The organism is Brachyspira pulli (genome assembly GCF_036997785.1).
Taxonomy (GTDB): Bacteria; Spirochaetota; Brachyspiria; order Brachyspirales; family Brachyspiraceae; genus Brachyspira; species Brachyspira pulli.
In genome coordinates, this window is sequence record NZ_JAWLQI010000046.1 from 1 (window position 1) to 25,953 (window position 25,953).

Annotated in this window: 26 protein-coding genes; 16 read left to right on the forward strand and 10 right to left on the reverse strand. The window is 27.5% G+C overall.

The window, feature by feature from the left end; genetic code table 11:
- Positions 1-303: 303 nt before the first annotated feature.
- The 5 genes from R4K56_RS10340 (at position 304) to R4K56_RS10360 (ending at position 3,930) form a co-directional block, all read left to right on the forward strand.
- Positions 304-600 (forward strand): hypothetical protein, encoded by a 297-nt coding sequence (locus R4K56_RS10340; protein ID WP_028329105.1) that lies wholly within the window; start codon positions 304-306, stop codon positions 598-600.
- Between the two features lie 228 nt (positions 601-828).
- Positions 829-1,212: a hypothetical protein gene (locus R4K56_RS10345; protein WP_297295549.1), complete on the forward strand. Its 384-nt coding sequence runs from the start codon at positions 829-831 to the stop codon at positions 1,210-1,212.
- Between the two features lie 260 nt (positions 1,213-1,472).
- Positions 1,473-2,030: a phage capsid protein gene (locus R4K56_RS10350; protein ID WP_335773164.1), complete on the forward strand. Its 558-nt coding sequence runs from the start codon at positions 1,473-1,475 to the stop codon at positions 2,028-2,030.
- Entirely contained in the window at positions 2,014-2,286 is a 273-nt protein-coding gene (locus tag R4K56_RS10355) for a hypothetical protein (protein WP_335758313.1), read from the forward strand. The genes R4K56_RS10350 and R4K56_RS10355 overlap by 17 nt, the downstream gene beginning before the upstream one ends.
- A gap of 246 nt (positions 2,287-2,532) precedes the next feature.
- A complete protein-coding gene (locus R4K56_RS10360; protein WP_335773163.1) occupies positions 2,533-3,930 on the forward strand; it encodes a phage tail protein in 1,398 nt (465 codons plus the stop codon).
- Between the two features lies 1 nt (position 3,931).
- Here the strand turns inward: R4K56_RS10360 and R4K56_RS10365 are convergent, their stop codons facing one another.
- On the reverse strand, positions 3,932-4,267 hold the full coding sequence (locus R4K56_RS10365) for a hypothetical protein (protein ID WP_335773162.1): 336 nt from the start codon (positions 4,265-4,267) through the stop codon (positions 3,932-3,934).
- Between the two features lie 582 nt (positions 4,268-4,849).
- On the opposite strand from R4K56_RS10365, the gene R4K56_RS10370 reads away from it, so the two are divergent.
- The 4 genes from R4K56_RS10370 to R4K56_RS10385 all read left to right on the forward strand — a co-directional run bounded on the left by R4K56_RS10370 (position 4,850) and on the right by R4K56_RS10385 (position 7,088).
- Positions 4,850-5,206, forward strand: coding sequence for a hypothetical protein (locus R4K56_RS10370; RefSeq protein WP_335759604.1), 357 nt, complete (start codon positions 4,850-4,852; stop codon positions 5,204-5,206).
- Between the two features lie 8 nt (positions 5,207-5,214).
- The gene (locus tag R4K56_RS10375; RefSeq protein WP_335758678.1) at positions 5,215-5,505 is read left to right on the forward strand and encodes a hypothetical protein; all 291 of its coding nucleotides are present in this window, start codon (positions 5,215-5,217) and stop codon (positions 5,503-5,505) included.
- Positions 5,506-5,603: 98 nt separating this feature from the next.
- The gene (locus R4K56_RS10380) at positions 5,604-6,779 is read left to right on the forward strand and encodes a hypothetical protein (RefSeq protein ID WP_335772639.1); all 1,176 of its coding nucleotides are present in this window, start codon (positions 5,604-5,606) and stop codon (positions 6,777-6,779) included.
- 63 nt (positions 6,780-6,842) lie between these two features.
- Positions 6,843-7,088 (forward strand): type II toxin-antitoxin system RelB/DinJ family antitoxin, encoded by a 246-nt coding sequence (locus R4K56_RS10385; protein ID WP_335772640.1) that lies wholly within the window; start codon positions 6,843-6,845, stop codon positions 7,086-7,088.
- A gap of 15 nt (positions 7,089-7,103) precedes the next feature.
- Here R4K56_RS10385 and R4K56_RS10390 read toward each other — a convergent pair whose 3' ends face one another.
- The 8 genes from R4K56_RS10390 to hpt all read right to left on the reverse strand — a co-directional run bounded on the left by R4K56_RS10390 (position 7,104) and on the right by hpt (position 15,833).
- A complete protein-coding gene (locus tag R4K56_RS10390) occupies positions 7,104-8,036 on the reverse strand; it encodes a tetratricopeptide repeat protein (protein ID WP_335772641.1) in 933 nt (310 codons plus the stop codon).
- Between the two features lie 17 nt (positions 8,037-8,053).
- Positions 8,054-9,184, reverse strand: coding sequence for a tetratricopeptide repeat protein (locus R4K56_RS10395; protein ID WP_335772642.1), 1,131 nt, complete (start codon positions 9,182-9,184; stop codon positions 8,054-8,056).
- A gap of 204 nt (positions 9,185-9,388) precedes the next feature.
- Positions 9,389-10,321, reverse strand: a complete 933-nt coding sequence (locus R4K56_RS10400) for a tetratricopeptide repeat protein (RefSeq protein WP_335772643.1) — start codon at positions 10,319-10,321, stop codon at positions 9,389-9,391.
- 44 nt (positions 10,322-10,365) lie between these two features.
- Positions 10,366-12,144, reverse strand: coding sequence for a tetratricopeptide repeat protein (locus R4K56_RS10405; RefSeq protein WP_335772644.1), 1,779 nt, complete (start codon positions 12,142-12,144; stop codon positions 10,366-10,368).
- Between the two features lie 162 nt (positions 12,145-12,306).
- Positions 12,307-12,738, reverse strand: coding sequence for a hypothetical protein (locus R4K56_RS10410; RefSeq protein WP_335759611.1), 432 nt, complete (start codon positions 12,736-12,738; stop codon positions 12,307-12,309).
- 412 nt (positions 12,739-13,150) lie between these two features.
- A complete protein-coding gene (locus tag R4K56_RS10415) occupies positions 13,151-14,593 on the reverse strand; it encodes a nucleoside-diphosphate sugar epimerase/dehydratase (protein ID WP_335759612.1) in 1,443 nt (480 codons plus the stop codon).
- 156 nt (positions 14,594-14,749) lie between these two features.
- Positions 14,750-15,022, reverse strand: a complete 273-nt coding sequence (locus R4K56_RS10420) for a hypothetical protein (protein ID WP_335772645.1) — start codon at positions 15,020-15,022, stop codon at positions 14,750-14,752.
- 280 nt (positions 15,023-15,302) lie between these two features.
- Positions 15,303-15,833 (reverse strand): hypoxanthine phosphoribosyltransferase, encoded by a 531-nt coding sequence (gene hpt / locus R4K56_RS10425; RefSeq protein WP_297295577.1) that lies wholly within the window; start codon positions 15,831-15,833, stop codon positions 15,303-15,305.
- 245 nt (positions 15,834-16,078) lie between these two features.
- Between hpt and R4K56_RS10430 the strand changes: the two genes are divergently transcribed.
- From R4K56_RS10430 to R4K56_RS10460, 7 genes are all read left to right on the forward strand, one after another.
- Complete coding sequence (locus R4K56_RS10430) at positions 16,079-16,693, forward strand: V-type ATP synthase subunit E (RefSeq protein WP_297295579.1); 615 nt, start codon at positions 16,079-16,081, stop codon at positions 16,691-16,693.
- Between the two features lie 11 nt (positions 16,694-16,704).
- Entirely contained in the window at positions 16,705-17,541 is an 837-nt protein-coding gene (locus tag R4K56_RS10435) for a DUF2764 family protein (protein WP_335772646.1), read from the forward strand.
- 28 nt (positions 17,542-17,569) lie between these two features.
- Positions 17,570-19,333, forward strand: coding sequence for a V-type ATP synthase subunit A (locus R4K56_RS10440; RefSeq protein ID WP_335772647.1), 1,764 nt, complete (start codon positions 17,570-17,572; stop codon positions 19,331-19,333).
- Complete coding sequence (locus R4K56_RS10445; protein WP_297295586.1) at positions 19,326-20,651, forward strand: V-type ATP synthase subunit B; 1,326 nt, start codon at positions 19,326-19,328, stop codon at positions 20,649-20,651. Before R4K56_RS10440 ends, R4K56_RS10445 begins: the two co-directional genes overlap by 8 nt.
- A 22-nt stretch (positions 20,652-20,673) precedes the next feature.
- Positions 20,674-21,273 (forward strand): V-type ATP synthase subunit D, encoded by a 600-nt coding sequence (locus R4K56_RS10450; protein WP_297295588.1) that lies wholly within the window; start codon positions 20,674-20,676, stop codon positions 21,271-21,273.
- The gene (locus R4K56_RS10455; protein ID WP_335772648.1) at positions 21,270-23,138 is read left to right on the forward strand and encodes a V-type ATP synthase subunit I; all 1,869 of its coding nucleotides are present in this window, start codon (positions 21,270-21,272) and stop codon (positions 23,136-23,138) included. Before R4K56_RS10450 ends, R4K56_RS10455 begins: the two co-directional genes overlap by 4 nt.
- 91 nt (positions 23,139-23,229) lie before the next feature.
- A complete protein-coding gene (locus R4K56_RS10460) occupies positions 23,230-23,685 on the forward strand; it encodes an ATPase (RefSeq protein ID WP_335757057.1) in 456 nt (151 codons plus the stop codon).
- A gap of 577 nt (positions 23,686-24,262) precedes the next feature.
- Here the strand turns inward: R4K56_RS10460 and R4K56_RS10465 are convergent.
- Positions 24,263-25,858 (reverse strand): arginine--tRNA ligase, encoded by a 1,596-nt coding sequence (locus R4K56_RS10465; RefSeq protein ID WP_335772649.1) that lies wholly within the window; start codon positions 25,856-25,858, stop codon positions 24,263-24,265.
- Positions 25,859-25,953: the final 95 nt, after the last annotated feature.

Genomic DNA, 25,953 nt, shown 5'->3' on the forward strand with positions numbered 1-25,953 from the left:
CAAACAATTATATTTTGTCAAAATAAGTTTTTAAATTTTAATGTTTGCGGGGACTAGCCCCCGCACCCCCAGTTCTTTTATTGGTATAAAAGAACCAAAAGAACTGTATTTTATATAAATTATCATTTGAAAATAATTTAAATATATATTTTAAGTTTTAATTATAAATTATGGACTTGCTATTTATATAGATTATAGTATTGCGTTTTTCACGTAGCGTGTCCTATGATAGGTACTTTGGCGAAGCCCGCCTGTGGCGTGAGCAACAAAAAAGTACGTTAATAAATATAATTAAGAGGCTGTATGTCAAAGAAATCTTTATTATTCTTTTTAGAAAACAGTATTACAAATAAAGAAATAAAAGCTAATGATTATGTTGTATCAAGAGTTGGTTATTTCTTTAGAGATGTGCATGAAAGAAGATGCAAAGTTATAGTGGAAAGTGATTTAAATATATCTTTAAGCGATTCATTTTTGATTATAAGCAAAGAGGAAGCAGAGGAGCTTATAAGAGAAAAGATGAAGCCTAATGATGTAATAAATTATCTTAAAGAAGAAAATAAAAAATTAAAAGAGAAAATAAAAGAGCTTGAGGCTTGATTTATTTTTATGTGATTTTTTTATATTAATTTTGTATGATAATTAATGTTCAAATATTTATATTATTTAAAGATTGTAGTAATTCATTTTTATAATTGGGGCTTTGCCCCAAACCCCAGTTATTTTTGTGGCCAAAAGAACCAAAAAGACTGCATTTAACTATTAATACATTACATATTATATTTATAATTATACAGTTATATAAAAAAATTAAATAAGGAAGTGAATATGCAGGAATATATTTATGAGCCTGATATAGATTATTTTAAAAGCATATTTAAAATGTTCAACTATGATGATATTGATACAGAGTTTTTAAAAGAGCAGCTTAAAAATTATACCATTCAATTTAGAAGAATGATTTTAAATATGAATTATACAGAACCTACAGAAGAAAACGGACTTCCTTTTATATCTATAAAAAATTATATATGCTATGAGGCAGCTAGACTTTTAACTGTTAATTTTGTTTCAAACAGCGACTTAATAAATTTTATTCGCACAGAAAGTTTACGTTTAAAAGAACTTGCTATAAAAGATTTATCAAGCATTGTAGTTGGAGAAAATAGTTATGATAGTGTTCGTTTGGACGGCGATATAAAGAAGCCTTAAATAATTATGACTATTGAAAATTATTTTATGAAATATTAAGTTTGTTAAAAATATATTTTTTATTTTAATAATTGCAGGGCTTTGCCCCGCACCCCAGTTCTTTTGTTGGCACAAAGAACCAAAAAGACTGCATTTTTTGCCTAAAATAATTATTATACTATGTTTGATAATATATTTATAAAATATAATTATTTTTTTATTTAGTTTTCAATAAGTCTATTATATACATCTAAAAAAATAAAAATTAAAAAGGTTATGATATGATACATTTCAAAAATAGTGTTATATATGTTTTAGATAATTTCATGAACTTTATGGCTGATGAATATATAGATTTTTCAGGAAATAAAGTTCAGGGAGAAAATAATTTAAATAGCCTATTAGATGATAAATTAAAAATAGATTGTTTCAGTTTAGGAGCTGTTAAGTCTATGAGTAAATCATTTCTTTGGGCTACGATATCCGAAGGCGAGAGCAGAGGAGATAAATCATATATAGGCGACTCATCAGGTTTTGCAGATGATATATCTTTAAAAGCTACAGTATATAAAGAGCTAAAAGCAGGAGAATCATTTCTCGCATATACTATGATTCCTTTGGCACTAAATCAGGCTTCGCGTTATTGGATATCAAAGTTAAATGATGAAGGAGAACGCATAGCTTTATCACCTGTTATTAAATGGGAATCTCCTTCTTTTGACAGTGAAAATAGTAAAAGACAATTTAATGATTTTTCATCTATAAGAGGTGTGAGTTTTTCTCTTGATATTAATTTTAGAATTATGACTGGGAGTTATTTAAATGAAGTTCTTTACTAATTTAATTAATAAAGCATTTAATAAAAAAGTTTATGATTATGTTCAAAACAGAGATGAACTTTATAAAATAAAAATTACTTCTTCTCCTGAAAATGCTGTTATTACAATGAATGAAGAAGAAAAATATTTCGGTGCTTATAAAAACGGAGAAGTTATAAATTATCAAGTGAGCCTTGAAGGCTATCAAACAAAAGAGGGCAGTATAACAGTTGATAATAGAGATGTTTTGGAGAATGTAGTTTTAGAAAGCGTTTGATTTAAAATATTAATTTTTTAAGCACGCGGGAATAAAATTTTATTTATATTTTTGTATTAGTTTAACGCGTGTTAATTATAGTGTTTATTTAATAAAGTTTGGGGTGGGCGGGGGTGATAATATTGAAAAAAGCGAGCCGAAGCCCTTAACTTAATAAAATTAAGTTAAGCCTTTAGGCGTAGGCGAGCATAACAATAATAAAAAATATAATTTTGAAAATTATATTTTATATGTGAGAGTATAACAATGAGCATTTTTGATTTGAAAGGTAATTTAATGAATGATGAGGACGGCTTAACTGTTGTAAGCGGTTCTAGTTATAAAGTGAGAATAGCAAAAACAAAAAATAGAAATGAAAAAGTAGATTTTACTTCTGATGATGTTAAAGGAAAATATTTAATATATCCTTCATCAGTGGGACTTACTCCTACTACAGAATCAATGAGTAAAGAATATGTTGGTGCTCCTTCTTCAGAAAGTTATGCCGGTGCTACAACTTATGCAGGCGATATTTCTTACGGAGCTTTCCCAAATACAAATGCATATTATGCTAGTTTAATATGGGCTAATGTTCATACAAAAGAAACTACAGGTAATTTACTTTGTATTAACTCTTTTAATAATTTTGCTGTAAGGTTTAATAAATCTTCAGATGATGAAAGTATTAATATGATTGAAATTATAACTGAAAATGAAGAAGGTTATAATAGTAATTTTATTGATGTATACGATTCAATGAAGCATAAAGATTTAATTGAATCTATAAATAAAATAAAAGATACGAAAGCATTTTTAATAACAGGAAGCGAAGAAGATGAAGTTGATTTTACTAATATAATAAATGAGTTAAAAGAGTATAACAGTGAAAATAATCAAACAGAATATTTACTTAGTTTTAAAAGAGTTGGACTTATAGAAAGTGGTGTGTTTAGTGATGAGTCTAAAAAGAAATATCCAAAATATCAAAACATAATATCTCCAAGGTTTGGGGAGGCACAATATTATAATATAGCTTTGTATGACAGTTCAAAAAATATGGACGGTAATCAATATATAGGCTGTGAAAGTAAATCTATGAATTTTAATTTTGCTAATAAGGCTATGACAGAAATTAGTTCTTCTCTATGGGCTTTAGATGAAGTAACAATAGATAAAGATTCTGTTTTATATGAAGATAGGGCAGAAGAAAGAGATGTTGTGATGGCTCAAACTTCAAAGTATCCTACAAAACTTTTTATTAATGGCACTGAAGCTACTTCTGTAAGTGATGTTGCTTTGGCTTTTGAATGGACTAAAGAAGAAAAATATAATATTTCAGCAAAAAGATATGGATTTCCAAATTCTAAATTTACATTGAGTTTTTCAGGGAATGCAGTTTTTAATATTCAGTCAAAAGAACTTTTTTATGATAGAGTTTTGAATGGCAACAGACAGTCATTTATAATATCATCAAAAACAAGATTTAAAAATAAAGATTATCCTTTTATATTTGTAAGTACAGATGTTGGAGGAAGTCCGTCTTTTCCAGCGATAGAGCCTAAAGAACTTTCAATATCTTTGAATAATTTTAAAGCCGTTGAACAATCAAATGATATGAACAGTAATTATTTAATTGCATTTACAGACAGAGAAGATTTATTTTAATTTATTTTTTTATTAATGAATTATATTTATCTTTTTCTAATGTTGTCATATTTGATAGGAATGTGCTGTTTGAATATTCTAAATTAATTTTATTAGGTTTGTATTTAAAGTCGAAAGTACTTTTTGATAATGAATATAAATTATAATAGATATTTGATTGATTATATATAGTTAATTCATTAGTTGAAATATTTTTATTATAGCCTATATCAAATATAGTAAAATAATTATTTATATTTTCAGAGAAGAAAATATTATTGTATGTGTTGTAGAAATTAAAAGAATATAATTTAAAGCAGTAAAAAATAAAAATTAATATAATAGCTTTTCTTTTCATAAAAATATTATAGAACAAAAATTAATTATATCAATATAAAATATTTATTTGTTTTTAGAATATTATAATTATAAATTGTTATAGAGTTTTATAAAATATTAATTTAAATAAAAAACTATTTTTTGAACATATAGCAATTGAAAATAGGCATAGCCTCCTAGCGAAAAAAATTAAGGAGTATAATAAACTTACTCCTTATATTTTTTGAACTTATGAGAATGTAATTGTCATAAACTTTTAGTGAAAAAATTAAGGAGAATTTAAAAACTCTCTTTGTATTTTTGAACATATAACGATTGAAAATTGGCATAGCCTCCTAGCGAAAAAAATTAAGGAGTATATAAACTTACTCCTTATATTTTTTGAACTTATGAGAATGTAATTGTCATAAACTTTTAGTGAAAAATTAAGGAGAATTTAAAAACTCTCTTTGTATTTTTGAACATATAACGATTGAAAATTGGCATAGCCTCCTAGCGAAAAAAATTAAGGAGAATTTAAAAACACTCCTTATATTTTTTGAGCCTATGACAATTGAAAATTGGCATAGCCTCCTAGCGAAAAAAATTAAGGAGAATTTAAATGGAAAAATTAGAATTTAAATGCATTGATTTTTTTAATAGATATATTGTGGAAGAAATTGTTTATAAAGATGACGGAGAAAATATCGTTCCTGTTAAAGTATTCAGCCGTTCTACTTTGGGAAATAAATTTAAAAGTGATGATGTTATAAGTATTAATCGTCCAAGCTTTAATGAAAATATAAAATATGTGAGAGAGAAAGAAGAAAAGATTATTGATGATGATATTTTTAAATGGCTTGATGTAAGAATAAATAATAATCTAGCTACAAGTCTTCTTGATGAATGGAGTACAAAAGATATTAATGAGTTCGCTCAGGTAATAAAAAGTTTTTTGCTGGAGAGACGAATTATGTAATAAATAATTTGCCGAAGTTTTCTGTAATAGAGCAGACTGAAATTGATAATCTTGTGAATTATGCTTTTAGTAATAGAGAAGTTAAATACGATGACTTTTGTTATTTTAATGACGGGCTTATTAGTTTGTATACAGCTTCTTTGTTTTGGAATAAAATAATACTTGAGGCTTGGTATCAAATAATAAGCGGAAGATTTGTTCATTGTGTTTATGATGAAGATGATTATTTAAGATTCGGACTTAATTATGCCGTATTCAGATTTAAAATTTTGATAGATAAGCATTTACACAATAGTTAGTTTATTAGATTAATTTAGTTTTGAAACAAGTCTATTTATAAAAACTAAAATTGTTTATGTATGAATGAAGCATTAAATAAGTAAAGAGGTTTAAAAGTATGATGAATAATTTTAATAAAGATTTAAATAAAAATCTTTCTGATACAAATAAAGAATTACAAAATATAGAAAACAGTATAAAGAAAATAAATTCTGCTTATGAAACTTCTTTATTTTTTAATGATTCAAAACAGTTATTCAATGATTTTTCAAACGGAGCAGATGAAGCAAAAAGCAGCATAGAAAATATTGAAAGTTCAATTAACTCTCTTGATAATAGTATTAATAGTGTAGATTTAAAAAGTTTTTCTGATGATATAAAAGATTCTCTTTCAAGTGTATCAAGCATATATAAAGATTTGAGTGCCAGTTTTTCTGATTTCTTTCATTATGATTTGAGTTCTTATGATGCTGCTATTGAAGAAGCTAAAAATAAATTGCAGGAGTTTGACGATTATCAAAGAGAATTAAAAGAAAATAAAAAATCTGAAGATGATGAAGATTATGAAAATTATTTAGCTAGGCTTGATGAAGAATTAGAGCTAGCAATAAATAATAATGACTTGATGAGTGCTGAAGCTATACGAATAAAACAGGAAGAATTAAAAAAGAAGCAGGACAAGGAAAAAGAAGATTTACAAAAAGAAAAAGATATACAAACTCAAAGAGAATTATTAGAAAAACAATTAGCACAGGCTGAATATAATAAGGCTTATGCTCAGTGGGATAATCAAGTAAAATTAGCAGAGATGGAAAAGTCAAAAGCAATAGCAGATGCTGTTTTAATACCTTCGCTTGCTATTGCTCAGTCAGCTTTAGGAGTTGCTGCTTCATTTGCACAAGGAGGCCCTGTAGGTTTTGCTGCAGGACTTATAATATCAGCTACTGCAATATCATCTGCACTTTCTGCTGCTTCAGGTATAGTGTCATCGGCTAATGCATTAGACAGTGTAAAATCAAATCCTCCTACAGCTCCTCAATTTGCATTCGGTACAACTGGATACATTATTCCAGACGGAGGCTCTGCAATTGTAGGGGAGATGGGAGCGGAAATTGTACGCAACAAATCAGGAAAAATTTCTGTTCAAAGCAATGCTCAATTACAGGAACAAGGATTTTCTAAAGGTGATATTTGGAATGTTACTATTAATGTAGAACAGGCTTTAAATCCAGATGAGGTGTATAAACTAATGAATAGTTATAAGGCTAGAAACAGTCAGATGTATACAAGATAAAAATTTTATAAACTATTCAAATTTATTTAATATGCATTATAATAGTTTGGGAAGGAGATTTATATGTCAAAAGTTATTATGCAAATAGAAATAGATGATGAATTAAAAAAAGATGCAGATAAGCTTTTTAGTGAATTGGGTTTGGATACAAATACTGCTATTAATATATTTTTAAAGAAATCTATTAATAATCAGGCAATACCATTTAAAATTGAAAAAGATAGTTTTTATAATGATGAGAATATTAATATATTAATACATAGATATAATAATGTGAAAAAAGGAGAATGTGTAGAGATTAATTATTAATATAAATTATTTTTATTAATCATTGTTATTTAAAAAATTATCAATATTTTCTGTGCTGTTATAAAATTCTTTAGCTTCGTTAATATTTTCATTTAATAATTTTTTTATATATTCGTTTAACTCTTTTAACATTTCATTTCTTTCTTTTATGATACTCATTTTTGAAGCAACATTATAAGCTTCTTTAACAGCTGAAAAACCTTCCTCATATCTTTTTAATTTAAGAAGTATTAAAGCTTTATTTATATATCCTTTTTTAAAATATAATTCAGTATCTATTTCTATAAGTTTATTATAATTATTCAAAGCTTCTTCATACTTTCCAATGATTTCATAATATAGTCCTTTATTAAAATATACACTGCTGAATTTTGAATCTAATTGCAATTCATAGTTATAATCATTTATAATATCTTCTTCTTTGTAATTTAGTTTTGATTTTGTCATAGCTCTATACAGATAAGAAGATTTATAATTTTTATTTAAACAAATAGATTTATTAAAATATTCTAAAGCCTCATTATAATTTCCATTTATATAATTTTTAAATCCTTTGTCAAAAACTTTTTGATAAGAATTATTTTCTATAAATTGTTTTATATCTTTTATTTCTTCATAAAAATTTTCTAATCCTAAAATATTTTTGTTTATTAATTCTTTAGTGCGTCCTTTAATTGCATTAAGTTCTTTTTCTTTATTAATATCATATTCTTCAGATGATAAAAGTTTCTCTATTCCTTTTTTTATAAATGCTAATCCTTCATCACTTTTATTTAATTTACAGTATATAAATCCTTTGTCAGTATAAGCTTTTATAACATAGTAAATATTATTATTCAATTCTATTATTTTATTATAATCTTCTAAAGCTTTATCATAATTTTTTATATTCTCATAACGTAAAGCTCTGCTATATAATAATTCTGAATTTTCACTATCTCTTTTCATAAGCTCATCATAATCTTTTATAGCTTCTTCATATCTTTGTTATAACATTGAAGTGCTTTATCATATTGATTCATTTCATAATATGATAAACCTATATTGTAATAAGCATTATAATGATTGTTATCTAATTCCAAAACTTTTTTATAATATTTTTCTGCTTCATCATATTGTTTTAAAAAATGTTTTGATATTCCAATATTATTATATGCTTCTATATAGTTTGGATTAATTTCTAAAGCTTTATTAAAATATTGAATAGCTTCTTCATAAAGCCCCATATCATTTTTTACATTACCTATTTCATTATATGCATTATAATTTTGATTATCTATTTCTAAAATCTTATTTAAAGTTTCAAGGCATTTTTCTTTATTGCCTAAACTAGATTCCATTTCATAAATTTTAAAATAAGTGTTTATATTATTCGGAGATATTTCCAAAGCCTTATTTAAATACTCAGATTCTTTATCAATTAAACCTAAGTAATGATATGACAATGCAATATTATAATGGGCATTTAAATATTCTGGATATAATTCAATGGCTTTATTATAATCTTTGATAGCTTCTTCATAAAGTCCAAGCTGAAATTTTGCAAGTCCTCTGTTATTGTAAATGTATGTAATTGAATCATCTAATTCTATAGCTTTATTGTAATCATCAATTGATTCTTTATAAAGAGATAAATAATATTTAACTATTGCTCTTTCAGCATAAAGTTCCGGATCATCATTTTTTAATTCAATAGCTTTGTCATAATCTTCAAGCGACTTTTCATATAAACCTAAATAATTTTTTGATAAGCCTCTGTCAGCATAAATATAAGGATCATCGTTTTTTAATTCTATGGCTCTGTCATAATCTTTAATAGCTTCTTCATATAAAGCTGAATAATGTTTTGATAAAGCTCTATTAACATAGATGTAAGGCTCTGTATTATTTAACTCAATAGATTTATTATAATATTCTATTGCCTGTTCATATAATCCTAAATTATGTTTGTTTAAACCTATGAGATTATAAGTTTTATAATTATCACCTTGATAGAATAAAATTTTCTCAAGGCATTCTATGGATAACTCATAATTTTCATTGTCAAAGTCTTCTTTAGCTTTATCGAATAATTGTTTAATAATATCATCAGCCATAATTTATTCCTATTATTGCTATGCTCGTCTCCGCCTATAATTAGCAAATAAATAAATTTATTTGCTGGCTCCGACTCGCTTTTTATATTTTAATTTTAGTATTTACAAATTATATTATTATTGCTATGCTCGTGACGAAGTCCACCTTTGGTACTGCCGGTAATTAGCAAATAAATAAATTTACTTGCTGGCTCCGACTCGCTTTTATATATTAATTTTCCAGTTTTTTTCATTGCATATTTTTATTGCAGCTTCAATATTTTGTTTAGCCAAATTTATAATTTTTTGTTTGTATTCATATCTTAATTTCTCATCAGCTAAATCATAAGCTTTAATAAAATCATTATAGGATTCTTCATTTAATCCTAAATTTGATTTTGCTATAGCCCTGTTATAATAAAAATCTGAATTATTATTATTTAATTCAATGGCCTTATTAAAATCTTTAATAGCTTCTTCGTATTGTTTTAAATTATTTTTGGCAGTACCTCTGCTATTATAGGCTTTTGAATAGTTGGGATTTAATTCAATAGCTCTGTCAAAATCTTCAATGCCTTCTTCATATAAACCTAAATTTTTTTTAGCAGTACCTCTGTTATTATAAGCACTTGAATAGTCAGGATTTAGTTCAATAGCTTTGTCAAAATCTCCAATGCCTTCTTCATTATTTCCCAATTTTGATTTAGCGATTCCTCTATTATTATAAGCCATATAATTATTAGGATTTAGTTCTATAGCTTTATCAAAATTTTTAATAGCTTCTTCTTTATAACCTAAATCAGCTTTAGCAGCTCCTTTGTTATTATATGCATCTGGATAATCAGGATTTAATTCAATAGCTTTATTAAAATCTTTAATAGCTTCTTCTTTATAACCTAAATATGCCTTGGAAGTTCCTCTGTTATTATAAGATTCTGCACAATTAGGATTTAATTCTATAGCTTTATTATAATTATTAATAGCTTCTTCATATAAACCTAAATTATATTTATTTAAACCTATGAGGTTATAAGTTTTATAATTATCGCCTTGATAGAATAAAATTTTCTCAAGACTTTCTATAGATAACTCATAATTTTTATTATCTAATTCTTCTATAGCTTTATCAAATAATTGTTTAATAATATCATTATCCATAATTTAATCCTTTATTGTTATGCTCGTCTCCGATTCGCTTTTTATTATTTCCAATTCTTTTCATTGCATATTTTTATAGCAGCTTCATTATTATTTTGTTTAGCTAAATCAATAATTCTTTGTTCGTACTCTTTTTTAGATGTATCATCTGCTAAATTATAACCTTTAATAAAATCATTATAGGCTTCATCATTGAGTCCTAAATAGGACTTAGAAATACCTTTATTATAATAAGCTATAAATTGATTATAATTTAATTCTATAGCTTTATTGAAATCTTTAATGGCTTCTTTGTATTTCTTTAAGTAGTTTTTAGCATTACCTCTATTATTATAAGCATTTCCATTATTAGGATTTAATTTTATAGCTTTATTAAAATCTTTAGTAGCTTTTTTGTATAGTCCTAATTTATTTTTAGCATTACCTCTATTATTATAAGCATTTGAATTATTAGGGTTTAATTCTATAGCTTTATTAAAGTCTTTAATAGCTTTTTCGTTGAATCCTAAATCTAATTTAGTAGTCCCTCTATTGTTATAAGCTTCTGAACAATTAGGATCTAATTCTATAGATTTGTTAAAATCTTCAATAGCTTCTTTATAGTAATTTAAATCCGCTTTAACAATACCTCTGTTATTGTAAGTGTCTTGATTATTAGGATCTAATTCTATAGATTTGTCAAAATCTTTAATAGCTTCTTTATATTGTTCTAAATTATATTTAGTGTTACCTCTATTATAATAAGTTTTTGAACTATTGGGATTTAATTCTATAGCTTTATCAAAATCTTTAATGGCTTCTTTATATTGTTCTAAATTATATTTGGCATTACCTCTGTTATTATAAGCTATGTAGTAGTTGTTTTGGTATTGAGAATATTCTTCAGAGTTTTTATCATATTCTTTCAATAAATCATCTGTCATTTCTATAATTTGATTATAATAATTTATAGCTTTATCATATTCTTTATTATTATCTGCCTGATAGGCTGAATTAAATAAATTGGATATTTCTATATTTATATTATTTTTTTCTATTAATTTTTTAGTTTCTTCTTCTGCTTTATCTTTTATTGATTTTATTAATTCTTCGCTTTCTTTTTGTGCTTGTTCTTTTATATCTGATATCATTTGATTTGATTTTTCTTGAATTGAGTTAATGGAATCATTAAATTCTATTTTTAATTTATCTATTGAATTTAGAGCTTCGCTGTTTTTTTCGTTTATTTCTTTCAAAAATTGATTTGAGCTTTTTTCTAATTCAAATATTTTGCTTTGTGTTTCTGTATCAATTTTTAAATGTAAATTTCTAGTATCAAGTTCATAGTGATGTATTTTATCTTTGTAGTTTTCAATATCTTTTTTTAGGCTTTCTATATATTCCAGATTTTCTTTACTTTCGGATAAGATATTATTATTTATAAATATACCTGCAAATGTGAATACTATCATTATTACAGACAAAAATGCAAACCAAAAACTTAATAAATCGTTTGAGTTTTTCATTATTTCGGACATTGAGGATTCAAGCATTCTTGTATTTATATCGAATGTTGATTTGAAATTATTTGCTATTTCTTCATTAATTATAAATTCATTGTTTATTATAATTGTCTTCTCTGATTCATTAGTTATAACAGTTTTATCTATAGTTGTATTGCTTATTATAGTTTGAATATTTAAAGAATAATTTTCTAATGCTTTATTAAATCTGCTTTCTATGTTTTTAGTATGCAAAGAATACATTATGGCAAATGCTACTAAAGCAACTATAAATAATATAATCATTATAATTGTAGTACATATATTTTTATTATTACCCATATAAAATAAACCTCAGATGATTTGTTATATTATACAGCATTATCAAAATTATTAAACAAATATATAAAAACTAAGTATTAAAAAATTATTTATAATGTATATACTTTTTGATATGGAACAAAGAACAATAAAAATTTGTTATGATTATAATAATTTATTATATTAAAATTTTTTTCTGTTTATGATATGATGCCATTTATATCGTTTATCAATGTCTTTAAGAAATTTATTATCATTATTGTTATTAATGTTATTATTGTTGTTATTAATAATATTATTATTAATATTCTGTTTTTTTATGTTTTTTTGTTTCCTTATCATATACATATCAAATGAAGTTTTGGCAAATTCGTACATTCCTTCACTGATTTTTTCCATTTTTCGATTACCTTTAAATAGATTATACCATATAAGTACTGTCATCATCATAGACAAAAAAGCAGACAAGTAAATTAAAATATCATTTGAGTTTTTTGTTATTCCTAATATTATGTTGCCTGTATTTTTAGCAATTTCAAAATATATTAATGAAAATGTAAATATTACTTTAAGAAATAAACTTATAATTATAGATATGCTTATTGTGTTTCTCATAAATAAACCTCAAGTAATTTATTATATTATACAACATTATAAAAAATATTGAAGAATATTTAAAAATTAAGTATTAAAAAATTATTAAGAAATCCCGCCCTCTTAAATTTATTGCATTACTTTAAATTTAATATCTTAATTTTATATAAGGCTTCAATTTCTAAAAGCACACCCGCCCAAGCTGTAATTAGATTTAAAATCTTTATACCGCACGGTGAACGTATTTTTTAATATAATTAAAATTGTATTATTAATTGATTTATATTTTTAGTTTAGTTTAACGTGCGTTGTGAAAATTATGAATTTAAAAAAAATCTTGGGTGGGTGTTATAATTTCTTTGTAAGCATAGAAGAAATAAAATACATAAATTCCACAGTGATTTTTTTAAGAATAAAGGGTGGGCAGAGAATTTTATCCCGTATATTCTTCTATATATTTACGCATTAACATTTTTATTGTTTCTTTGTCAGCATCAAGTGAGGCAATATCAAATGCGTCAATCATTACTTTACGTTCTTCAGGACTTAAACATTCTACAGGGTCTTTTGCTATGAATAATTTCTTATACTGTGACGGTATCAATGTTTCATCGTCCATTAGAATTTCTTCATAAAGCTTTTCGCCTTCTCTTATTCCAGTAAAAACTATTGGTATGTCTTTTTCTGTAAGTCCATACATTTTTAGCATGTTTCTTGCCAAGTCTAAAATTTTAACCGGCTTTCCCATATCTAAAGTGAATATTACTCCATCAGTTAAAGTACATGCTTTTATAACAAGTCTTGCTGCTTCTCTTATAGACATGAAGAATCTTACCATTTCAGGGTGAGTAACTGTCAATGCTTTTCCTTCTCTAATCTGCTTTTCAAATACAGGAATAACACTTCCGCTGCTTCCTAATACATTACCGAATCTTGTAATTTTGAATGCAGTATTATTTTGCTCATGTGATAAAGACATTATCATTCTTTCACATATTCTTTTACTTGCTCCCATTAATGAAGTAGGGCGTACTGCTTTATCTGTTGATATGAATATAAAATTTTTAATATTATTTTTTATTGCAAGAGTGGCTATATTTTCAGTGGCTAGTATATTATTTTTTATAGCTTCTTCAGGATATGCTTCCATAAAAGGTAAATGTTTATGAGCTGCAGCATGGAAAATAATATCTGGTTTTTCTTCTTTTAAGATTTTATCAACTTTTACATAATCTCTTACATTTGAAATTATATATTGAAATTTATGTTTGTTTTTTTCGTTCTTGCTGTCGTTCAAAGACATTATTAAAGAGTGTATAGCACTTTCGGAGTTGTCTAATGCCATAACTTTTTTTACAGGCAATGTTATTAATTGTCTTACAAGTTCACTTCCTATAGAACCGCCGCCGCCAGTAACAAGTATTGTTTTATCTTTATAATAGTTTGAAATTTCTTTTTCATCAAATCCTATTTCTTCACGTCCAAGCAAGTCTGAAGGTTCAAGATTTCTAATATCTTTAATTGAGGCATTACCTTTAATTATTTCAAAAAAACCAGGAAGTATTTTATATTTTATTCCGGTAGGATATATAATATTTAAAATTTCTAATAATTGTTTTTGTTTGAGTGTAGGTATAGCTATTATAATTTCTTCTATATCTATATTATTTTTTTTATATTCTTCTATTATAGTGTTTATATCTTTAACTTTTCCATTAACTTTAATAGAATGATTATTTATTTTAACTTCTTTTTTATTGTCATCATCATCTAAAAAACAAAGTATATTATATTCATTATTTTCATCAGAAGTTAATACTTCATAAGCCAAAGTTTCCCCAGCATTACCAGCCCCAATTATAACTATATTCTTCATTATACATCCCAATATATTAAAAAATTATTTTATTTAGATGATAGTATATATTTTTTTGTATTATTATACAAGGATTAAAAGAGATTATTTATATTTAAAAGTTTATATTATAATTAAAGTTTAGCTGTTGGAGTTATTTTTTTATGACTATAATATTTAGATATTGTAGTTTACTATGTCATCACAATATTTATTTATTATGCTATTTATATTATTAATGTTATTTATATACTCTTTTTTTATAGGGTTTTCCCAATTATAATCTTCTATAATATATAGAATGAATTTATTTGAATAAAATCCAAAATCAATAACATAATTTTTGTATTCTAATTGAAGCATATCCTCTTTTAATAAAGATTCATCAAAAGTAGATAAATATTCAGATAAGTTATCTAAATTAATTTTAAAATTTTTATTGTATACCATATTTTTTATAATTTACCTTTGGAATTATTTAGAACCCCGCCCTTTAGATTTTATAAATTATTTCTGTATTTTAATTTATTTAAGATTTAAAAGTTTGTATTAGAATTTATAGCACCCGCCCAAGTTTTTTTAAGATTTAAAATTAAATTACCGCACGTCTAATTTTATGTATTGATGTTATAAGATTAGAATTATAAAGCTGCTGTATATTGTAGCTTTATTTAACGTGCGGTTTATTAATTAAAAAATATAAATGAAATTATTTTTTATTGTTATTATATTATTCAACAACACCTATATAAGGAAGATTTCTGTATTTTTGAGCATAGTCAATACCATAACCCACAACAAATTCATCTTCAATATCAAAACCATTATAGTCAATTTTGATGTCAACTTTTCTTCTTGAAGGTTTGTTTAGTAGAGTGCATATTTTGAGAGAAGCAACATTTCTAGTTTGTAATACTTCACAAATTTTTTCTAAAGTGTAACCTGTGTCTATAATGTCTTCTACTATGATAACATCTCTTCCAGTAAGAGGGATATCAACGTCTTTAAGTATTTTAATTTCAGAACCTATTTTATTGTTTCCATAACTTGAAACAATCATGAAATCAATTTCAACAGGAACATCGATATATCTAGCAAGATCAGCAATGAATATGAAGGAACCTTTTAATAGTCCGATAATGCACGGTATGTTTTCTTTATCTTTTAAATCATTAGAAATCTGAGAAGCTAATTCTTTAACTTTTTTACTAATTTCTTCTTCAGATATAAGAGTTTTAGCTATATGTTCATCTTTTTTCATAGTTTTTTCCTTAGTATTTTTTTGGATTATTATATTATATAATGTATAATTTTAAAGTTGTTTATGTTTAAAAATTAATATAATGATTAAATTGAATATAAAAAAATGAAATATGTACTTGATATTTTTTTTATTTTGCTTGATTTTTTTGTAAATACTGATAAACTATTAAAGATAGTGTTTGTTGGAGAAAAATTTTAAAATTCTATAAATCAATTTTTTTATAAAAACGTTAAGGAGTTATTATGGCTGAAGAGAAAAAACTAGACTCCCTTCTTGAACGTATATATCAAGATGGTGTTGAAAAATCTAATAAGAAAGCTGAAGAAATAATCTCAAATGCTAAAAGCGAAGCTGACAGAATCATTAAAGAGGCAGAAGCGAAATCAGAAGAAATAGTAAAAGAAGCAGAAAGAAAGTCAGAAGAGCTAAAAAAGAATACAATTACAGATGTACGTATGGCAGGCGAGCAATCAATTAGTGCTTTAAAACAAAGGATAAAAGAATTAGTAACAGCTAAAGTACTAGAAGACGGTTTAAAAGGAGCTTTTGCTGATACTGCTTTTTTAAAAGACTTAATCCTTGAAGTAGTAAAGAAATGGGATATATCATCTAGCAATTCAGATGTAACAGTATATTTCCCAGAATCTAAAAAAAGTGATATAGATGCTGCATTCGAAAAATCTATAAAAGGTGCAATAAAGAATGCTACTATTAACTTTGATAAAAAATTATCTAACGGATTTAAAATAGTTCCAGAAAACGGTAACTATCAGTTGCAGTTTACAGATGAGGACTTTGTAGAGTTTTTCAGTGATTATATAAAAGCAAAAACGGAAGAAGTAATTTTTAGTAAATAAGAGGGGTGAGTATGGGATCATATTATTATCTTATCTCAGGTCTTCCCGAAGTAAAACTTTCCGATACTAAGGCTAAGTATGATATAAATGAAATTACTCAAAGTATATTATCTAGTTTAAGTGCTAAAGATGCTAAGGCTTTTAGTTATCTTATTTATCAAAATGATAATAAAAATCTAGTAAATGCAATAGCAAAACAAAAAGGCTTATTCAGTCCTTATGTTGAGCATATAGAACCATCAATATTCAGCAAAGAGGAAATGCAGAAATATTCAAGTATTTCTAATTTGCCAGTTTATATGTCTAAGTTTTTGGAAGATAATAAGAATGTAGAATGGGAAAATGCAAGACATATAGAAAATACATTATTAGGTTTATATTATGATGAGATGATAAAAAGCGGCAATTCTTTCATCAAAAGTTATGCATTATTTATGCGTGATTTAAAGAATATTTTAGCTGCTTTAAATGGAAGAGCTTTAGGTTTTAGTAGTGAAGAAATAGCAAAAGAACTTATAGGAGATTATTCCTTAATATCAGCTTTAACTAAATCAACTGCTTCCGATTTTGGAGTAGGAAAAGAGCTACCATATATAAATAGTATAATAGAAATATTTAATTCATCAGACAAAGCTGATCCATACAATATGGAGAATATAGAATGTTCTTTAGTAAGGGAGTTTTTAGATAGAGCTACATCAATAAAATCTTTCACAACAGATAATGTGTTTGCTTATTATATAAATCTCACTTATGCAGCTAGTATAAATGGAAGGAATGAAGAGGAAGGTAAGAAGCACTTGGAGACGCTAATAGGTTCATTGAAGGCAAAAGCGTCTGCTATGTGATGTATGTATAATTAATTAGGAGATAGAAATGACTAAAGGTAAAGTAACTGCTATTATATCAAACCTAATTTCAATAGAGGTAGACGGTCCTGTTTCACAAAACGAGATATGTTATGTATCTTGCGGTAATGTGAAACTTATGGCTGAGGTAATTAAAATATCAGGTACAAGTGCTAGTGCTCAGGTATTTGAATCTACTAGGGGTGTAAAATTAGGTGATGCCGTTGAATTTACTGGTTCAATGTTAGAGATTGAATTAGGACCTGGACTTTTAGGTAAAAACTTCGACGGACTTCAAAATGACCTTGATAAATTACAAGGTGTATTCTTAGAAAGAGGAAAATATAATAATCTTTCTGAAGATAAAGAATCAACTTATGACTTTACTCCAATAGCACAAGTTGGAGAGGAAGTACAAGCTGGAGATTGGATTGGTGCTGTTAAAGAAGGTTGGATAGACCATAAAATAATGGTTCCTTTCAAATTTGAAGGTAAAGGTGTAGTTGAAAGTGTAGCTTCTGCTGGTACTTATCATTTACAAGATACACTTGCTGTAATCAAAGCAGCTAATGGTGAAAAAGTAAATGTAACAATGATACAAACTTGGCCAGTAAAACTTACAATTAAATCATATAGAGAAAAACCAAGACCTTTCAAACTATTAGAAACAGGTGTAAGAACTATAGATACATTTAACCCAATTACTGAAGGCGGTACAGGATTTATTCCAGGACCATTCGGAGCAGGTAAAACAGTATTACAGCACGCTTTAGCTACTAACGCAAACGCTGACTTAATTATAATGACAGCTTGTGGTGAGAGAGCTAATGAGGTAGTAGAAATATTTACAGAATTCCCAGAACTTATAGACCCAAGAACAGGCAGAAGTTTAATGGAAAGAACAACAATCATCTGTAACACTTCTAACATGCCAGTTGCTGCTCGTGAAGCTTCAGTTTATGTAGGTATGACTATAGCTGAATATTACAGATCAATGGGACTTAAAGTTCTTCTTCTTGCTGACTCTACTTCTCGTTGGGCACAGGCTTTAAGAGAGATGTCTAACAGACTTGAAGAGTTGCCAGGACCAGACGCATTCCCTATCGACTTGCCAGCTATTATTTCTAGTTTCTATGCTAGAGCAGGTTTCGTATACTTAAATAATGGCCAAACAGGTTCAATTACATTCATAGGTACAGTATCTCCTGCAGGCGGTAACTTGAAAGAGCCAGTAACAGAATCTACTCGTAAAGCAGCTAGATGTTTCTACGCTTTATCACAAAAACGTGCTGACAGTAAAAGATATCCAGCAGTAGACCCATTAGATTCTTATTCTAAATATATAGAATATCCAGAATTCGTAGAGTTCTCAGATATCAATATAGAAAAAGGCTGGGCAGATAAAGTAACTAAAGCAAAAGATATTGCTAGAAGAGGACAAGAAGCTAATGACCAAATAAGCATTCTTGGTGACGACGCAGTACCTCTTGAATACCATCAGCGTTTATGGAAAGCAGAACTTATAGACTTCGTAATCTTACAGCAAGACGCTTTCGATAAAGTAGATAAGAACTGTCCTATAGAAAGACAAAAAGAATTATTAAATCAAGTTATGAAAGTTGTAGAAGCTGATTACAGATTTGATGATTATAGTGAAGTAGGTACTTATTTCAAAAGACTTATTAACGCATTCAAACAGATGAACTATTCTGTATATCAGTCTGATGATCACAAAAAATACACAGCTGAGATGGAATCAATATTTGCTGAAAGGAGTATAACACATGCCTAAAGCATTTCAAAAAGTATATACAAAATTAGTACAGATCACTAAAGCAACTGTATCATTAAGAGCAGAAAATGTTGGTAACGATGAGATGGCTCTAGTAGCTGGCAGACCTGCTCAGGTTGTAAAAATGATTGGAGATATTGTTACACTTCAGGTTTTCCAAGGTACAGAAGGTATACCTACTAACGCTGAAGTAGTATTCTTAGGCAGACCTCCTAGACTTAAAGTAAGCGAACTTCTTGCAGGAAGATTCTTCAATGCTTACGGTGAGCCTATAGACGGAGGTGCTGAAGTAGAAGGTAAAGAAGTAGAAATCGGAGGACCTTCTGTAAACCCAGTTAGAAGAAAACAGCCTTCTGAACTTATTGCAACAGGTATTGCTGGTATTGACCTTAACAATACACTTGTAACAGGACAGAAAATACCGTTCTTCGCAGACCCAGACCAGCCTTATAACGCAGTACTTGCACAGGTTGCTTTGAGAGCTGAAGCTGACAAGATCATTCTTGGAGGTATGGGACTTTCTAACGATGACTACTTATCATTTAAAAATACATTTACTGAAGCTGGTGCTTTAGATAAAATTATATGTTTCATCAATACTACAGATGACCCACCAGTAGAAAGACTTTTGGTACCAGATATGGCTTGTACAGCTGCTGAATATTTCGCAGTTGAGCATAAACAAAAAGTTCTTGTTCTTCTTACAGACATGACACTTTATGCCGATGCTTTAGCTATTGTATCTAACAAAATGGATCAAATTCCTTCTAAAGACTCTATGCCAGGTTCTTTATATTCAGACCTTGCTAAAATATATGAGAAAGCAGCTCAGTTCCCAGATGGCGGATCTATTACTATTATTGCTGTTACTACTCTTAACGAAGGTGATATTACTCACGCTGTACCAGACAACACTGGTTACATCACTGAAGGTCAGCTTTACTTAAGACGTGACTCTGATATAGGTAAAACAATCATTGACCCATTCAGAAGTCTTTCACGTTTGAAACAGTTGGTTATAGGTAAGAAAACTAGAGAAGACCACCCAGCTGTAATGAACACTTTAGTACGTCTTTATTCAGATGCTGCTAATGCTAAAATGAAAAAAGAAAACGGTTTCGACTTAACAGAGTATGATGAAAGATGTTTGAAATATGCTGCTGAATATTCTGAAAGATTATTAGCAATAGACATTAACATCAAAATTGATGAGATGTTAGAAACTGGTTGGGAATTAATGGGTAAATACTTTAGTAAAGCAGAAGTAGGTATAAAAGAATCACTTGTAGAAAAATATGGTAAATGGGCAAACAACTAATTTAAAAAAGTAGGTAAAAAATATGGCATTAAAGTTTCAATACAATAAAACGGCTCTTCAAAACCTAAGACGCCAGCTTTCTATACGTGAGAAAGCATTGCCTACTTTAAAAAGTAAAGAGGCAGCCCTTCGTCTTGAGGTTAGAAAGATTACCGCTGAGATTGAATTACTTAAAGAAGAATATCAAAAGTTAGTTAAAGAAAACCAAAACTACAATGGCTTTTGGACTGAGTTTCCTGAGATAGTAAAAATCAAGAAAATCAATTCAGAATTAAAAAACATTGCTGGTGTTAAAGTTTCTATACTTTCTAACATTGATTTTTCTATTGAAAATGTCAGCCTCTTTAATATGCCTTCTTGGATTAGATTAGCTATTAGTATGTTTGAACGCCTTATGACTATTCAAGTAAAAATTGAAATGACTGAGGCAAGATTAAATGCTTTGGCTTATGCTAGGAAAAAAACTACTCAGAAAGTTAACCTTTATGAGAAAGTACAAATCCCTGAGTATAAAACAGCTATAATCAAGATTAAAAGGTATATGGAAGATGAAGACAATTTAAGTAAGTCTTCTCAAAAAATAGTAAAAGAAAGAAACAGAGCAAAGGAGGCATCTTTATGATTAGAAAAATGAAGAAACTCTCTCTCTTTGTATTCCATGAGGATAAGGAAAAAACTTTAAGTGATTTAGCATCTCTTGGACTTGTTCATATAGAAATTGCTAACAGTGTTTCATCAGAAAACATTGATAGCATTGCTGCTAAAAAACATAATGCTTCAAGAGCTAAAAGTATTATCAATAATGCTTTGGCTGATGCTAAAAAAGCTAAAAAAGATGTTTCTAATGTGAAGGCTGAAATCTTATCAAAGAATGCTTCTGAAGTTATAGAAAATGTTATAAACACTTCTCAGATTTCTGAAAAATTGAAAGGTGAAAGAGATGTTCTTAAAAAAGAATTATCTGTTATAGCTCCTTTTGGTAATTTTAGCTTTGATAAAGTTAATGGCTTAAAAGAGAAAACAGGTTATAATGTTATATTCTATAGTGCTAGTATTAAGGAATATAATGATTATAATTTCTCTCAAGTTAATGATATCTTTACTTATCCTATAAAAGAGGAAGCTGGAAAAGTTTATTTTGTTGCTTTCAAAAAAGACGGCAGTGAAGAAACAATTCCTTTTGATATTATTAGCATGCCTTCTAAATCTTATGATGAGATAAATGCAAAAATCGCTGAGCTTGATAAGAAGATTGAAGAAAATGAAATTGAGATTATCAAAAATCAAGTTTATATAGAAAATATAAATAAAGAAATAGATAATCTTAATATTTCTAATCACTTTGAAGAAGCTAAAGAAAGTTTTGTGGCTAGTGAAGGTACTGAAGGTAAAATACTTTATGTAGAAGCTTATGTACCTAAAGATAAAGAGAATGAAGTAAAATCTTTGTTAGACAATAAGAAAATAGCTTATATAATGGAAGATCCTAGCAGAGATGATAAAGCGCCAGTTGAACTTAAAAATAATAAATATTCTGGTGCTTATGAGCTTATTACAAAATTATTCCAATTGCCAAATTATTTCGAGATAGATTTGACTCCTATGATAGCAGTTTTCTATCCATTATTCTTCGCATATTGTTTTGGCGATTCTGGTTATGGTTTGGTATTAACTATAATAGCTTTAATAGGTTTATTTACTGTATTAAAGGGAAAATTAAGAGGTGTTGGTATATTAGCATTAACATTAGGTATATGTACTGCTATTATGGGTATCATTAATGGCGGTAGTGTATTTGGTGTAAGCATACCTTCTAATACTCAAATACCTTTATTTGCCACTTTGAGCAAGTATTTAATAATTACAGACATAAAAGAAAATTGGTTCTTAACTCCATTTAATACTGCTTTACTTATAGGTGTATTACATATATGTTTTGCTTTAGTAGTTGGTGTTATAGATAGAATTAAAACTAGCCCTATAGGCGATATATTAGGTGCTATAGGTAAACTTCTATTTATTCCAGGACTTGTTTTATGGTTCTTAGGCGATATGCAGAAAATGGAAGTTATCAAACAATTCAGCACTGTATATTATGCTTTAATAGTTGTTGGTTTAGTATTCTTAGTAATACTTTCTAATGTTGGTAAGAAACCAGATGTATTAAACTCTATACTTGGTGTGTATTTTGCTGCTACTGGTATAATGGGTGATACACTTTCTTATATACGTTTGTTTGCTTTAGGTGCTTCAGGCTCTATATTGGCATTAGTAATAAACCAAATAGGTATGAGTTTCAAAGCTATTCCTGGTGTTGGTGTTGTTATAATGGTTGTATTCCTAGTTGTAGGTCATATAGCTATATTCGCATTAAACATACTTGGTGCTTTGGTACACCCTTTAAGATTAACATTTGTAGAATTCTACAATAACGTTGGTTTTGAAGGCGGCGGTAAAGAGTATAAGCCTCTAAAAAAAGTGGCTTAATTTGGGCTTAAATTTTTAATTAAAAATAATTACATAATACAAAAATATTTCATATTAATCTAAAAAAGGAGATTTTATTATGGGTTTTACAATGAACACAGCGCTTTTATTAGGATATTTAGGAGCAGGTTTAATGGTAGGTATGTCTGGTATTGGTAGTGCAGTTGGTACTTCTATTTCTGCTATGACTACAGTTGGTGCTTTAAAGAAAAACAAAGATGCATTTGGTAGCTGTCTTGTTTTGAGTGCTTTACCTGGTACACAAGGTCTTTATGGTTTCGCTGCTTTCTTCATTATGCAGCCTTACTTAACAGCTGACATCTCTATATTCCAAGGTGCTGCTATATTAGGTGCTGGTATCGCTGTTGGTTTAGCTTGTATGGTTTCAGCTATATACCAAGGTAAAGTTTGTGCTAATGGTGTTGAAGCTATAGGTAATGGTTATGATGTATTTGGTAACACTATCATCGTTGCTGTATTCCCAGAACTTTACGCTATCGTTTCTTTCGCTACAGCATTCTTAATCAGTGGTGTTTTAGGTGCTTAATTAAGTAATTAATAAAAGTGAATAAATAAGAATCCGTAGGAGTTATTATAACTCTTACGGATTTTTTGTTTTTATAGTTTATAAATTGATATTAGTATATACTTAAACAACTATATTTTGTCAGAAATAAATTTATATTTTCTTTTTTATATCTGGGGCTTTGCCCACCGCTCTGCGTGCCGTAGGCAAGGACCTTTCGGTATTGATATAAGGTACAGCCCGCCTTCGGCGAGAGCCTATATCATCGACAGGCTTGGATACGCTTCGCGAACAACTGTATTTTTGACCTAAAACTATGGAATTACACCATATTTAATACAAATTCTTAAAATATAAAGTTCTAGCAATTGCGTTTTTTGCTACTTTTTTGTGCGGCAAAAAAGTAGATAAATTTACATAAAGTGCATCAGTTGACAAACTTAAAAATTTTGGGTATATACTGAAATATAAAAATATACTGTTATAATGGTATCTATATAAATTTTTTTGTAATTGAAATATTAAAACATAAAAAAATAGTAATAAAAAATTGTATTAATCTTTTATTACTATTTATATTTTATTATATGTGAATTAATTAATTTTGTTCATCAGCCCACATTCTTTCTACTTTAGATATTCCTATTATATCGAAGCATGTTCCTAATATTTTTTGAACTGCTTTAATAAGGGTTAATCTCTCTTGTCTTATTTCTGCATTTTCTTCTAATACTATATTATCATAATAGAATTTATGTAAAGCACTTGCAACTTCATAAGTATAATTGATTAATGTGTATACTTCTAAAGATTTTGCAGATTCGAATATTTCATCAGGGAATCTTAATATCATTTTAGCAAGTTTTAATGAACTTTCATTTGCTATTTTATTCATATCAAAAGGCTTGGTATTATCATAAGTCATATTTTTTTCTTCGAGTTTGAAGAATATATTACAAATTCTTGCATAAGCATATTGTACATAATAAACAGGGTTATCATTATCTTTCTTTTTAGCAAGCTCTAAATCGAAATCTAATGAACTAGAATAAGAACGCATAAGAAGGAAATATCTTGTAGGATCAACTCCTATTTCATCAATAACATCTTCAAGGCTTATCATATCTCCAGTTCTTTTACTCATTCTTACAACTTCAGTTCCTCTATAAAGACGAACAAGCTGACCTAATATTACTTTTAATGTGGCAGTGTCTTTACTAACAGCCCTTACAGCAGCAGTAATTCTTGGTACATATCCATGGTGGTCTGCACCTAATATATCGATTAAATAATGATATCCTCTGTCAATTTTATTTTTATGATATGTAATATCTGGAGCAAAGTAAGTGTATGTACCATTGCTTTTTTTTACTACTCTGTCTTTATCATCTCCGTATTTTGTACTTTTAAACCAAACAGCATTATCTTCTTCAAATAAAAGTCCTTCTTTATCAAGAAAGTCCATAGTTTTTTCAAGTTCTCCGCCCTCACGTATTTTTAATTCTGAGGCATAATTATCCATATAGGTACCGAATCTTTCTAATAATCTTTTCTGACTTTCTAATATAATATCTTTAGGTACTCCGTCTTGTTTTGCAACATCTTGTATATATGAACCATGATATCCGTCTTCAGGTATTTCTCTGCCTTCTTTAACTGCTTGAACACTTTCATTCAATTTTGTTATTTGTTCGCCGGCATCATTAACATAAAATTCTTGATAAACTTCATGTCCTACATATTTAAGTATATTAGATAAAGCACTTCCTATAGCCGCCCATCTTCCATGTCCTATATGAAGCGGCCCAGTAGGGTTGGCACTAACGTATTCTACTAATATTTTCTTTTTATCTTCTACTGTATTTTTTCCGTAATTATCATTGTTAAGTAAATCATTAATACATTCATTTATATAATCATTAGAAAGTGTCAAATTAATGAATCCTGGTCTTGCAGCTTCTATTTTTTCAAAGTATTTTTTATCTATTTTTTCAGCTATAGAGTTTGCTATATCGAATGGATTTTTTTTGAGTACTTTTGCAAGCCTCATAGCTACAGGACAAGCATAATCGCCAAATTTATCATCTACTGCATAACCTATTTCTATATATGAATCTATATCTTTTATATCAGTATCTTTTAAATAATCTTCTAATGCAGATTTTAGAATGTTTGAGATAATTTTCTTTAGCATACGCTCTCCAAATAATAAAATTTATTTTAGATAGAGTATATCAAAGATTCAAACTTCTGCAAGCATAATTTTTTATATAAATAGGGCTATAAATA

Bases quoted from the DNA above. Each gene is read 5' to 3' on its own strand.
- R4K56_RS10390 (WP_335772641.1), bottom strand. From the start codon at position 8,036: ATGAAAAGAGATAGTGAAAATTCAGAATTATTATATAGCAGAGCTTTA.
- R4K56_RS10420 (WP_335772645.1), bottom strand. From the start codon at position 15,022: ATGGTATACAATAAAAATTTTAAAATTAATTTAGATAACTTATCTGAA.
- R4K56_RS10400 (WP_335772643.1), bottom strand. From the start codon at position 10,321: ATGGATAATGATATTATTAAACAATTATTTGATAAAGCTATAGAAGAA.
- R4K56_RS10435 (WP_335772646.1), top strand. From the start codon at position 16,705: ATGGGATCATATTATTATCTTATCTCAGGTCTTCCCGAAGTAAAACTT.
- R4K56_RS10345 (WP_297295549.1), top strand. From the start codon at position 829: ATGCAGGAATATATTTATGAGCCTGATATAGATTATTTTAAAAGCATA.
- R4K56_RS10410 (WP_335759611.1), bottom strand. From the start codon at position 12,738: ATGAGAAACACAATAAGCATATCTATAATTATAAGTTTATTTCTTAAA.
- R4K56_RS10395 (WP_335772642.1), bottom strand. From the start codon at position 9,184: ATGGCTGATGATATTATTAAACAATTATTCGATAAAGCTAAAGAAGAC.
- R4K56_RS10445 (WP_297295586.1), top strand. From the start codon at position 19,326: ATGCCTAAAGCATTTCAAAAAGTATATACAAAATTAGTACAGATCACT.
- R4K56_RS10355 (WP_335758313.1), top strand. From the start codon at position 2,014: ATGAAGTTCTTTACTAATTTAATTAATAAAGCATTTAATAAAAAAGTT.
- R4K56_RS10450 (WP_297295588.1), top strand. From the start codon at position 20,674: ATGGCATTAAAGTTTCAATACAATAAAACGGCTCTTCAAAACCTAAGA.
- R4K56_RS10370 (WP_335759604.1), top strand. From the start codon at position 4,850: ATGGAAAAATTAGAATTTAAATGCATTGATTTTTTTAATAGATATATT.
- hpt (WP_297295577.1), bottom strand. From the start codon at position 15,833: ATGAAAAAAGATGAACATATAGCTAAAACTCTTATATCTGAAGAAGAA.
- R4K56_RS10360 (WP_335773163.1), top strand. From the start codon at position 2,533: ATGAGCATTTTTGATTTGAAAGGTAATTTAATGAATGATGAGGACGGC.
- R4K56_RS10415 (WP_335759612.1), bottom strand. From the start codon at position 14,593: ATGAAGAATATAGTTATAATTGGGGCTGGTAATGCTGGGGAAACTTTG.
- R4K56_RS10340 (WP_028329105.1), top strand. From the start codon at position 304: ATGTCAAAGAAATCTTTATTATTCTTTTTAGAAAACAGTATTACAAAT.
- R4K56_RS10365 (WP_335773162.1), bottom strand. From the start codon at position 4,267: ATGAAAAGAAAAGCTATTATATTAATTTTTATTTTTTACTGCTTTAAA.
- R4K56_RS10440 (WP_335772647.1), top strand. From the start codon at position 17,570: ATGACTAAAGGTAAAGTAACTGCTATTATATCAAACCTAATTTCAATA.
- R4K56_RS10465 (WP_335772649.1), bottom strand. From the start codon at position 25,858: ATGCTAAAGAAAATTATCTCAAACATTCTAAAATCTGCATTAGAAGAT.
- R4K56_RS10460 (WP_335757057.1), top strand. From the start codon at position 23,230: ATGAACACAGCGCTTTTATTAGGATATTTAGGAGCAGGTTTAATGGTA.
- R4K56_RS10405 (WP_335772644.1), bottom strand. From the start codon at position 12,144: ATGGGTAATAATAAAAATATATGTACTACAATTATAATGATTATATTA.
- R4K56_RS10380 (WP_335772639.1), top strand. From the start codon at position 5,604: ATGATGAATAATTTTAATAAAGATTTAAATAAAAATCTTTCTGATACA.
- R4K56_RS10430 (WP_297295579.1), top strand. From the start codon at position 16,079: ATGGCTGAAGAGAAAAAACTAGACTCCCTTCTTGAACGTATATATCAA.
- R4K56_RS10385 (WP_335772640.1), top strand. From the start codon at position 6,843: ATGTCAAAAGTTATTATGCAAATAGAAATAGATGATGAATTAAAAAAA.
- R4K56_RS10350 (WP_335773164.1), top strand. From the start codon at position 1,473: ATGATACATTTCAAAAATAGTGTTATATATGTTTTAGATAATTTCATG.
- R4K56_RS10455 (WP_335772648.1), top strand. From the start codon at position 21,270: ATGATTAGAAAAATGAAGAAACTCTCTCTCTTTGTATTCCATGAGGAT.